This is a genomic window from Salmonella sp. SAL04214 (assembly GCF_046550615.1).
Classification (GTDB): domain Bacteria; phylum Pseudomonadota; class Gammaproteobacteria; order Enterobacterales; family Enterobacteriaceae; genus Salmonella; species Salmonella enterica.
The window spans coordinates 35,987-47,024 of the sequence record NZ_JBGDXT010000015.1; the positions used below are offsets into that span (position 1 = coordinate 35,987).

Consider the following 11,038-nt stretch of genomic DNA (forward strand, 5'->3'; position numbering starts at 1 on the left):
TCATGGCTTTACCACGCAAGTTAAAACACCTGAACCTGTTCAACGACGGGAACAACTGGCAGGGGATCGTTGAGTCTCTGACCCTGCCGAAATTTACCCGCAAGTTTGAGAAGTATCGCGGCGGCGGTATGCCGGGCGCAGTGGATGTGGACATGGGGCTGGATGACGGTGCACTGGACACGGAATTTTCAATCGGCGGTACCGAGCTGCTGTTATTCAAGCAGATGGGCAAGGCAACCGTTGACGGCATCCAGTTGCGTTTCACCGGTTCCATTCAGCGTGACGATACCGGCGAAGTGCAGACCGTTGAGCTGGTTGTGCGCGGGCGCCATAAAGAAGTGGATTCCGGCGAGTGGAAAACCGGCGAGAGCAGCAGCACCAAAGTCAGCAGTACCAACAGCTACGCGAAGCTGACCATTAATGGTGAGGTGCTCTATGAGGTCGATCTGGTCAACATGGTAGAAATCGTTGGCGGCGTGGACCTGATGGAAGAACACCGTAATGCCCTCGGCCTCTGATTAACCTTAACGGCGCGGGCAGCCGCGCCAGTATTTCATTAACAGGATACGAACATGAGCGACAAGCTGACTGAAAAGACCGTAAAACTGGATACTCCCATCATGCGCGGTAAAGCTGAAATTACCGAAATTGTGCTGCGCAAGCCTCAGTCCGGCGCACTGCGTGGCACCCGTCTGCAGGCCATTATGGATATGGACGTGGGCGCAATGATGACTGTGATCCCACGAATCTCCACCCCGACGCTGACCGCGCAGGAAATGGCAGAGCTGGACCCCGCAGATCTCACCGCGCTGTCGGTAGAGGTGGTGACTTTTTTGTTGAAGAAGTCGGTGCTTGCCGGTTTACCGACAGCCTGACGATTGATGATCTTGTGGCGGATATCGCCACCATCTTTCACTGGTCGCCATCCATCACTGACGTTATGCCGCTGACTGAGGTGCTGGCGTGGCGGTATAAGGCAATTCAGCGAAGCGGGGCCAGCGATGAGTGACAATAACCTGCGTCTGCAGGTGATTCTTAATGCGGTTGACAAGCTCACCCGCCCATTTCGATCCGCGCAGGCCAGCTCAAAAGAGCTGGCTGCAGCCATTCAGCAAAGCCGCGCCCGTTTAAAAGAATTAGATGCTCAGGCGGGCCGCATTGACGGTTTCCGCAAGGCCAGCGCGCAGCTGGCAGTCACAGGTAACAGCCTGAAAGCCGCACGCGAAGAAGCTGCGAAACTTGCCACGCAATTCTCTGCCACCAACCGCCCGACGGCGGCGCAGGCACGGCTGCTTGAGCAGGCAAAGAACCGCGTTACGGAGTTACAGAGCAAATATAACGGTCTACGTCAGTCAGTGCAGCGCCAGCGTCTTGCGCTCAATGAAGCCGGACTGGACACGAAAAAGCTCAGTAGTGCGCAGCGGGAACTGCGGCAGAATGCCGACGAAACCCGGCAGGCCCTGGACCGGCAGCAGAAATCCCTTAAACGTCTGGGCGAACAGCAGGCGCGAATGAACGCCGTCCGCGATCAGTATTCGCGCCGTCTTGAGGTGCGGGATCGCATCGCCGGGGCAGGGGCTACCACTACGGCTGCAGGGGTGGCAATGGGCGCACCTGTTGTGGCGGCAGTTAAGAGCTACGCTAGCATGGAAGATGCCATGAAAGGCGTGGCAAAGCAGGTAAACGGGCTGCGGGACGATAATGGCAACCGCACAAAACAGTTTTATGACATGCAGGATGCCATCAAGGCCGCCAGCGAACAGCTGCCGATGGAGAACGGCGCTATAGACTATGCCGCGCTGGTTGAAGGTGGTGCTCGCATGGGTGTGACCAATCAGGACGATCCTTACGAAGAGCAGAAACGTGACCTGCTGGCTTTTGCATCCACGGCGGCAAAAGCGGCAACGGCCTTTGAGCTGCCCGCAGATGAACTGGCAGAAGGGCTGGGGAAAATCGCGCAGCTCTATAAAGTTCCGACGCGCAATATTGAACAACTGGGCGATGCGCTGAACTACCTGGACGATAACGCCATGTCAAAGGGTGGGGACATTATCAACGTCCTGCAGCGTATGGGGGGCGTGGCTGACCGCCTTGACTTCCGAAAGGCCGCGGCGCTGGGTTCAACATTCCTTTCTCTTGGGGCTGCCCCGGAAATCGCCGCCAGCGCCTCTAATGCCATGGTGCGTGAACTGTCCATTGCCACCATGCAAAGTAAACGATTTTTTGAAGGCATGAATCTGTTGCAACTCAATCCGGCGGAGATTGAAAAGCAGATGACCACCGATGCCATGGGCACAATTCAGCGGGTTCTGGAGAAGGTCAACAATCTGCCGCAGGATAAACGCCTGTCAGCCATGACAATGATTTTTGGCAAAGAGTTTGGCGATGATGCGGCAAAGCTGGCTAACAACCTGCCGGAGCTGCAGCGCCAGCTGAAACTCACATCAGGTAGTGGTGCTAATGGCTCCATGCAGAAAGAATCCGACATTAACAAGGATTCATTGTCTGCACAGTGGTTGCTGGTTAAGACGGGCGCGCAGAACGCTTTCAGCAGCCTGGGGGAAACGCTGCGCCAGCCGCTGATGGATATTATGGGCATGGTTAAGCGCGTGACCGGGGCGTTGCGTCGCTGGGTTGAGCAGAATCCCGTGCTGGCTGGCACGCTGATGAAAGTGGCGGCAGCTACGGCAGCCATCACTGTTGGATTGGGGGCGCTGGCAGTGGCGGTGGCTGCTGTGCTGGGACCGCTGGCGGTTATCCGGTTTGGCCTGTCCATGCTGTCAGTTAAAGCGTTACCTTCTGCAGCCGCCGCTGCCACACGTACAGGTAGCGTGCTGCGTTTGTTGATCTCTGGTCCGCTGGCTTTGCTGCGCGTGGCATTATTTGCTGTTGGTAGCCTGCTGGGTGCGCTGCTCAGTCCTGTAGGGCTGGTTGTGGCTGCACTGGCAGGCGTGGCGCTGGTTATCTGGAAATACTGGCAGCCCATCAGTGCGTTTCTGGGGGGCGTGGTGGAAGGGTTCAAAGCCGCTGCTGCGCCCATCAGCGCTGCCTTTGAGCCGCTCAGACCCGTGTTTCAGTGGATTGGTGACAGGGTGCAGGCCTTGTGGGGCTGGTTCAATGATTTACTTACCCCGGTTAAATCCACTTCCGAAGAACTGAACAGCGCAGCTGCAATGGGGCGTCGGTTTGGTGAGGCACTGGCGGAAGGTCTGAATATGGTGATGCACCCACTTGAGTCACTTAAATCCGGTGTGTCATGGCTGCTGGAAAAGCTCGGTATTGTCAGTAAGGAGGCGGCAAAGGCGAAACTACCTGCGCAGGTTACGCAGCAGCAGTCCGCCACAGTGAACAGTGACGGCAAAGTGGTGCTGCCGCCAGGCGGGTTCCCGGCTTACGCGGGGATGTACGACACGGGCGGGATCATTCCACGCGGGCAGTTTGGCATTGTCGGAGAAAATGGCCCTGAAATTGTGAACGGACCGGCAAATGTTACCAGCAGGCGGCGTACTGCTGCGCTGGCCTCTGTCGTTGCTGGCGTGATGGGGGTAGCTGCGACACCTGCAGAAGTGGCTCCGCTTCATCCGTTCAGTCTGCCTGCGAGGACATACCAGACGCAGCCAGTTAAGGCTGACAGCCCGCCGTCAGTTATTCGTTATGAGATAAATGCGCCCATTCATATCGTCGCGCAGCCGGGACAGAGTGCGCAGGATATTGCCCGTGAAGTGGCACGCCAGCTTGACGAGCGGGAACGCAGGGCCAGGGCAAAAGCGCGCAGCAATTTCAGCGATCAGGGGGGGTATGAATCATGATGATGGTGCTGGGTTTATATGTATTTATGCTGCGCACTGTCCCTTATCAGGAACTGCAGTATCAGCGCAGCTGGCGACACACCGCCAACAGCCGGGTGAACCGCCGCCCGTCAACGCAGTTTCTTGGCCCGGATAATGATTCACTGACACTGTCCGGGGTTCTGCTGCCGGAAGTGACCGGAGGCAGGCTGTCATTACTGGCGCTTGAACAAATGGCTGAACTGGGCAAGGCATGGCCTTTGATTGAAGGCAGTGGAACCATTTACGGCATGTTTGTTATTGAGAGTCTGAGCCAGACAAAGACGGAGTTTTTTGCCAGCGGAATGCCCAGGCGCATTGAGTTTACGATCACCCTCAAACGGGTTGATGAGTCGCTCTCTGACATGTTCGGGAGCCTGAGTGACCAGCTCAGCAACCTGCAGGACTCTGCAGCATCTGCTATTGGGGGGATTAAAAACACGGTTGGAGGGTTGCTGCAGTGAACTTTAATTCTGATCTCCTGAATCTGAACAGCAAAAGCCCGGCTTTCAGTATCACCATCGAAGGCAAAGACGTGACGACGGTGATGGACGCGCGCCTGATGAGTCTGACACTGACGGATAACCGGGGCTTTGAAGCAGACCAGCTTGATCTGGAGCTGGACGACGCTGACGGGCAGATCGTTCTGCCGCGCCGTGGTGCTGTTATTCATCTGGCGCTGGGCTGGAAAGGCCAGCCGCTTTTCCCTAAAGGGGCTTTTACCGTAGATGAAATTGAACACAGCGGAGCCCCTGACCGGCTGACCATCAGGGCGCGTAGCGCAGATTTCCGTGAAACCCTCAATACACGGCGCGAAAAATCATGGCATCAGACAACGGTGGGGGAGGTGGTAAAGGAAATCGCCGCCCGGCATAACCTCAAAGTGGCGCTGGGTCAAGACCTGACGGATAAGGCGCTGGATCATATGGACCAGACCAATGAAAGCGATGCAAGTTTTCTGATGAAACTGGCGAGACAGTATGGGGCGATTGCTTCCGTTAAAGACGGGAACCTGCTGTTTATCCGGCAGGGACAGGGAAGAACGGCAAGCGGCAAGCCGCTGCCGGTTATCACCATCACGCGCAAAGCCGGTGACGGTCATCGGTTCACCCTTGCTGATCGTGGTGCCTATACCGGTGTTATTGCCAGCTGGTTGCATACGCGTGAACCCAGGAAAAAAGAGACAACCAGTGTTAAGCGTCGTCGAAAGAAAGCCACCACACCCAAAGAGCCGGAAGCAAAACAGGGTGATTATCTGGTGGGAACGGATGAAAACGTGTTGGTTCTTAATCGTACCTACGCCAACCGGAGCAATGCAGAGCGCGCAGCAAAAATGCAGTGGGAACGCCTGCAGCGCGGGGTTGCTTCATTTTCCCTACAGCTCGCTGAGGGGCGGGCTGATCTCTATACGGAAATGCCGGTGAAGGTGACGGGATTTAAGCAGCCGATTGATGATGCAGAATGGACCATTACCACCCTGACGCATTCTGTCAGCCCGGATAATGGATTTACGACCAGCATGGAGCTTGAAGTAAAGATTGATGGTCTTGAAATTGAATGATTGGTTCTCAATATTGAATAATGATGTATCATTATTGCGATTATGGCAAAAGTGGTGGGATAACAGCAATGATGAACTGTCCAGAGTGCGGTCATGCAGCACATACCAGAAGCAGCTTTCAGGTATCAGCTACGACAAAAGAACGTTACAACCAGTGCCAAAATATAAATTGTGGCTGTACGTTCGTTACTCATGAAACGTTTGTACGGCACATTATAAAACCGAATCTAATTTCTTCTGCGCCACCACATCCGGGAAAAAGTGGTCAAGGCCACATGAGTTTCTGAACAGAACCCGCTTTAATGGCGGGTTTTTTGTTGCCGCCAGTCCGACACGCTGTCGCCATTTTGCCGCCACTACCAAAGAAAAAGGGGCTACGTTTTCACGTAACCCCTTGTTTTATTTGGTGGAGCTGGCGGGAGTTGAACCCGCGTCCGAAATTCCTACATCCTCGGTACTACATGCTTAGTCAGTCTTTACATTCGCCTGGCACCTGCGGACGGACACGCCACTACCAGACTAGCCTGATTCGTTTTAACGCTTCAACCCCAGGCAGGGCATCCGCGCGATCTCTTTTGGGTTTGACCTCTCTTGATCCCCGTCCTAAGAGCGGAGGCTAGGGAGAGAGGGCTCTAAGCAGGTTATTAAGCTGCTAAAGCGTAGTTTTCGTCGTTTGCGACTATTTTTTTGCGGCTTTTTACGAGGCCAACCGCCCCTCGGCATGCACCTTGGGTTTCGCAAATCCCGTCGAATCCAGAATCAGCCCCAATGTGTAAGGTAAGTATAACAGACTTGTGACATGCGTGACCAGCCCCCGTATCTTCTTATCTTCAACGATTTACCGCTCGCGTAGCGCTTCTTTCGCGCGATTAAACGGTTTGATTAAATAGTCGACAATGGTTTTTTCACCGGTTTTGATATCCACCGTGGCGATCATGCCTGGAACAATCGAAAAACGGCGTCCTGATTTATTTTGTAGATAGTCCTGGTGGGTGCGGATAAACACGCGATAGTAGAAAATTTCCGGTTTCACTTTATCCTGAATGGTGTCCGGTGAAATGGTCTCCACCACGCCGTCAAGCCCGCCGTAAATGGCGTAATCGTAAGCAGTAATTTTAACCAATGCGCGTTGGCCGGGATGAATAAAGGCGATATCACGCGGCGAAAGGCGGGTTTCAATCAGCAGACGATCGTCTACCGGCACTATCTCCATCATCTCGCCGTTAGGCGGGATCACGCCGCCAATCGTCGTGACCTGGATATTTTTAACAATGCCGCGTACCGGCGAACGCACGGTAAGGCGGGTGACGGAATCCTCGCGTCCTTTTAAAATGGCGGAGAGCATATCGACCTCAGCGTTCGCTTTCGATAACGCTTCGCGTGCCTGCACATAATATTGTGAGCGCAGATCGGTAATTTTTAAGCCTAAATCGCTTTTTTGTCGTTGCAGGCGTAGCACTTCAACATGACTGGCCGCGCCGCTTTTCTCCAGCCGCTGGGTAATGGTCAGCTCTTTATTAACCGACGCCAGCGCATCCCGTAGCTCGGCTTCGGTATCGGCCAGCTGCGCGCGGCGGCTTTTATAGAGACGCGTCTCTGCGGCAATCAGATCCGGCCAGCCGTTCAGCTCAGCGGGGAAGGCGAGAGGTAAGTCGCTGACTTCCGCAGTTAACCGTGCGCTGGAGGCGAGTGAAGCGCGATATTTTGCCGCACTTTCACCCACATTGGACGCCAGACGCGTCGGATCAAGCCGGGCGACAATCTGGTTAGCCTGAACTCTGTCGCCTTCCCGCACCGTCAACTGCGCCAGAATGCCGCCATCCAGCGACTGCAGAACCTGTTCGCGTGAACTGGGGATCACTTTCCCGTTGCCGGTGGAAACCTCATCCAGTCGGCCAAACCACGCCCAGATGCCGAGAATGAGAAATAACAGTGAGCAGATCAGAACAATACGACCCGCGCCGGAAAACGCCCGTTCACGCTGAATATCGAAATCGTCCATCGCGGCATCATGCTGATTGATTTTCATTTTTCCACTCCCGACGGTGACTTTGCATCCGATCCGCGTTAAGCGCCTGCGCTTTTGGCGCATCCATCACCAGTTGTCCTTCTTTCAGGACAACGACACGCTCAACCAGCTCCAGTATTGGTACCCGGTGCGTCGCGACGACCAGGGTACGATTGCCAAGCCACTGATGTAACCGCTGAATAAACTCTCGCTCCGTGTGCTCGTCCAGCGAGGCGCTGGGTTCGTCAAGTAGCACAATATTGGGGGAGCGCAGCAGCATTCTCGCCAGCAACAGGGACTGGCGCTGCCCGCCGGACAGGCCGTTACCACCCTCCATAATGGGATGATCCAACCCTTTTGCCAGCCGCCTGACGAAGACGGCGCCGCCGCTGACTTCGAGCGCGTCAAAAATCTGTTCATCGTTGGCGTGCGGCGCGCCGAGCGTCAGGTTCTCTCGTAGGGTGCCGAAGAAAAGCCGCGCGTTCTGGCTAAGAAAGCCGATGTTGCGGCGTAAATCCGCCATATCGATGTGCGACAAGCTGAGATTATCAAGCCGGGCATCTCCCTGAATCATCTCCAGGCCGCCCGCCATCGCCTGTAAAAGTGTGGATTTACCCGCGCCGTTACGCCCCAGTATCGCAATCCGCTCGCCTGGCATGATCTCCAGACGCACGAGGCGCAGCGGTATGCGTTGATCGTCGTTATGGTAACGAAACTGAGCGTTTTCAAAGAGGTAATGCCCGTGGAGGATGTCGCGGTGTATCAGACTATCGTCATGCTGTGTCTCGGTGGGCAGTTGCATAATGTTGTCGAGACCCATCTTCGCCGCTTTCACCTGCTGCCAGCGCGCCAGCACGCCGCACAGGTTAGCCATTGGCGCGATCATCCGCGAGCCGAGCATCGACGCGGCGACCACGGCGCCGGTAGTCATACTGCCTTCAATGACCATCGGCGCGCCGAACATAATCACCGCGGCATACACCAGACTTTGTACCGACATCCCCCAACTGATAAGCCCTTGCGTGAGTTTGCGGGTGCGTAGACCCGACTCGCCGGTAATACGGATATAGCTATTCCACTGCTGAAGAAAGCGGTTCTCCGCCTGCATCAGTTTAATATCTTCCAGCCCCTGAACGCTTTCGACCAAGACTGCATTGCGTAGCGTCGCTTCGTGGGCGGCCTGGTTGGCGAGGACAGCCAGTTTTTTTTGCAGTGCGACGCCCGGCAGGATCATCAGCAGAGCCGCCACGGGCGCTATCCATGCCAGCGGTGGGGCAATAATCGCCAGGACTACCATAAACAGGAAAAAGAAAGGCAGATCGACAATGGTCGCCAGCGTTGAAGAGGTAATCATCTCGCGGATCTGCTCCAGTTCGCGTAACTGCGAGATAAAACTGCCGGTGGAACGGGGGATAGCGCTGTTGCGCAGCCTTAACGCATGACCGAATACCCGATCGGAAATGCGCATATCGGCGCGTTTACCGAGCACGTCCATAATGTGCGTACGCGCTTCACGCAGCAGAAAACCGAACAGCACCGCTACCAGCACGCCGAAGGAGAGCACGTACAGGGTAGGATATGACTGAGCGGGGATCACCCGATCGTAAACCTGCATAGAGAACACAATCCCGGCCAGCGACAGCACGTTAATCAGAAAGGCGGCGACCATTACCGGTAAATAAGGGCGAATATCCTGCAGAACCAGCTCGCGCATCCAGTCGGGTTTAAAGCGGGAGATATAGCGATCGACGCGGCTATCCTTGAGCGCCGATAGCGGGCGTAGCGCGGCAACATAGAGGATCTCCGGCAATAACTCGCTGAGCGTCAGGCGGTTACGCTGACTCTCTTCTTCAATCACAAAAACGTCTGCCGCATCTTCGCCATTAACATGTTCGATGACCAATAACTGCCCGTCCCGGAGCTCGACAACCAACGGCAATCGCCACTGACTAAATGCCGTTTTGTCTATGTCCGGCGCATGAAAGGATAAACCCGCCTGCCGCGCGAGCTGCGTTAAGGCGGTCGTTCTGCTTTTACCCCTAAACCACGGGGCGTTGGCCTGAATTGAACCGGGAGAACAGGCAACGCGATAATGACCGGCGACATGGCTGATGGCCTGCGCCCATTGGCTCAGCGCGCGCTCACTGAGTACCTCTTCTACATCGGGGGCGGCGCGGGTCATGGCTGGATCTCCACGGATTGAATGCTGCGATGATTTAACGCGAACGCCTGACGAAGCGCGCCGGTGTTATACAGACAGTTCAGTTGCAACTGATGCAACTGGCTTTCCGTTTGCAGTTCGGCAAAACGCGCCTGGTAAACTTCCTGCTCCGCATTAAGCACGTCGAGCAGCGGGCGGGAACCGAGGTCAAGGTATTGCTGCTGATACAGTTCGCGCGTGCGTTCGCTAAGCTGCTGTTGCCGACGAAGGATTTGTAACGCGCTGGCAAGACTCATTGCCTGGCTGCGCGCCTCCATCAGTTTCTGGCGGACATCAAGCCGGGTGCGCTGAATGGTCGACTGAGCCGCGTCTACCGCATGGCTGGCGGCGTTGCGTCGGGCAGTCAGCCCTCCGCCCTGATAAAGCGGCATCTCAACTTTTACCCAGGTGGAATACTGGGTTTTATCCAGCACTTCATGACTGGGATATTTATCATTAAGATAATGTTGTACAGAAGGTTCGAGCGAAATCGTCGGCGTCATTTGCGCGCTGGCATAGTCCAGATTCGCCCGCGCAACGTTGGCCTGCGCCCAGGCGGCCAGTACTGCGGGCACCAGTCGATCGTCGGGAGTCGCCGTCTCACAGCTGCGAGCAAGTTTCGCCGGGAAGTCATTATTGATGCCGTTAAGCGAATTCCAGCCCAGCCAGCTCATCAGTGAGGCTTTCGCACTGTCGAGATTGGCCTGATACTGCGCCAGTTGCGAGCGGGCGGATTCGATTCTGGCTTCGGTTTGCACCACGTCAGAGAGCGACGTAGCGCCTTCATCGCTGCGCTGCCGGATAAGTTTACCGATGCCGTCCAGCGCGACGAGCTGTTCTTCCGCCGCTTCTACCATTTGCTGCCAGCTCTGCGTTTGTACAATAGCGTTGGCGGTTTCGTGCGCGACGGTATCAATACTGAGCAACACATTGGCCTGTTGCTGCGCTGCGCCTGCGGTTTCGGCGCGAACCTGGCTTGCCACTTTGCCGAAGTCATAAAGCATTTGCGATACCGACAGCACCAGCGAGGGGCTATACCCGTGATCGGTGTAGGTATTGCTGTACCCATTGTTCACGCCAGCGCTGATTTGCGGATAATATTTCGATTTGGCGACCTCTATTTGTTCATTCTGTGCGAGCAGTTTGCCGACGGCTTCGCGAATAGAAGGATGCCAGCTAACGGCGCGATTGACCGCGTCATTGAGCGTCAGGTTGCCCGGCGCGGCGGCGCTGAGCGGCAACTCAGCGGCGGAGCCATCCAGCGAAGGAAGCATCTGGTCCGTTGCTAATCCTTCGGATGTAATCATTGGCGGCGCTTCTGCGCCCCGGGGCTGGTGATGAAACAAAGCAAATGCCAGTACGATGGCGACAGGCGCGACTCTTCCCATAGTTTATCCCTTTTAAATATCACCGCTTGTTGCCCCGAACGTCGTGGCGTTCGG

The 11,038-nt window shown here is 55.6% G+C and carries 10 protein-coding genes and 1 other RNA gene; 7 read left to right on the plus strand and 4 right to left on the minus strand.

The window, feature by feature from the left end:
• The first annotated feature begins 2 nt into the window (after positions 1-2).
• The 7 genes from ACLJQD_RS20845 (at position 3) to ACLJQD_RS20875 (ending at position 5,675) form a co-directional block, all read left to right on the plus strand.
• Entirely contained in the window at positions 3-518 is a 516-nt protein-coding gene (locus ACLJQD_RS20845; RefSeq protein WP_001207654.1) for a phage major tail tube protein, read from the plus strand.
• A gap of 54 nt (positions 519-572) precedes the next feature.
• On the plus strand, positions 573-875 hold the full coding sequence (locus tag ACLJQD_RS20850) for a phage tail assembly protein (protein ID WP_001280962.1): 303 nt from the start codon (positions 573-575) through the stop codon (positions 873-875).
• A gap of 14 nt (positions 876-889) precedes the next feature.
• Positions 890-1,009 (plus strand): GpE family phage tail protein, encoded by a 120-nt coding sequence (locus tag ACLJQD_RS20855; protein ID WP_000763317.1) that lies wholly within the window; start codon positions 890-892, stop codon positions 1,007-1,009.
• Positions 1,002-3,809, plus strand: a complete 2,808-nt coding sequence (locus ACLJQD_RS20860; protein ID WP_001282765.1) for a phage tail tape measure protein — start codon at positions 1,002-1,004, stop codon at positions 3,807-3,809. Before ACLJQD_RS20855 ends, ACLJQD_RS20860 begins: the two co-directional genes overlap by 8 nt.
• Complete coding sequence (locus ACLJQD_RS20865) at positions 3,806-4,291, plus strand: phage tail protein (RefSeq protein WP_000980418.1); 486 nt, start codon at positions 3,806-3,808, stop codon at positions 4,289-4,291. Before ACLJQD_RS20860 ends, ACLJQD_RS20865 begins: the two co-directional genes overlap by 4 nt.
• Positions 4,288-5,388, plus strand: a complete 1,101-nt coding sequence (locus ACLJQD_RS20870; protein ID WP_001010544.1) for a phage late control D family protein — start codon at positions 4,288-4,290, stop codon at positions 5,386-5,388. Before ACLJQD_RS20865 ends, ACLJQD_RS20870 begins: the two co-directional genes overlap by 4 nt.
• A 68-nt stretch (positions 5,389-5,456) precedes the next feature.
• Positions 5,457-5,675, plus strand: coding sequence for an ogr/Delta-like zinc finger family protein (locus tag ACLJQD_RS20875; protein ID WP_000980499.1), 219 nt, complete (start codon positions 5,457-5,459; stop codon positions 5,673-5,675).
• A gap of 117 nt (positions 5,676-5,792) precedes the next feature.
• Here the strand turns inward: ACLJQD_RS20875 and ssrA are convergent.
• The 4 genes from ssrA to ACLJQD_RS20895 form a co-directional block, all read right to left on the minus strand.
• Positions 5,793-6,155: a transfer-messenger RNA gene (gene ssrA / locus ACLJQD_RS20880) on the minus strand.
• Between the two features lie 71 nt (positions 6,156-6,226).
• Complete coding sequence (locus ACLJQD_RS20885; protein ID WP_072101449.1) at positions 6,227-7,390, minus strand: HlyD family type I secretion periplasmic adaptor subunit; 1,164 nt, start codon at positions 7,388-7,390, stop codon at positions 6,227-6,229.
• 7 nt (positions 7,391-7,397) lie between these two features.
• On the minus strand, positions 7,398-9,578 hold the full coding sequence (locus tag ACLJQD_RS20890; protein WP_017442216.1) for a type I secretion system permease/ATPase: 2,181 nt from the start codon (positions 9,576-9,578) through the stop codon (positions 7,398-7,400).
• Positions 9,575-10,984 carry a TolC family outer membrane protein gene (locus ACLJQD_RS20895; protein ID WP_017442217.1) on the minus strand — a complete coding sequence of 470 codons (1,410 nt, stop codon included), beginning with the start codon at positions 10,982-10,984 and terminating at the stop codon, positions 9,575-9,577. The genes ACLJQD_RS20890 and ACLJQD_RS20895 overlap by 4 nt, the downstream gene beginning before the upstream one ends.
• Positions 10,985-11,038: the final 54 nt, after the last annotated feature.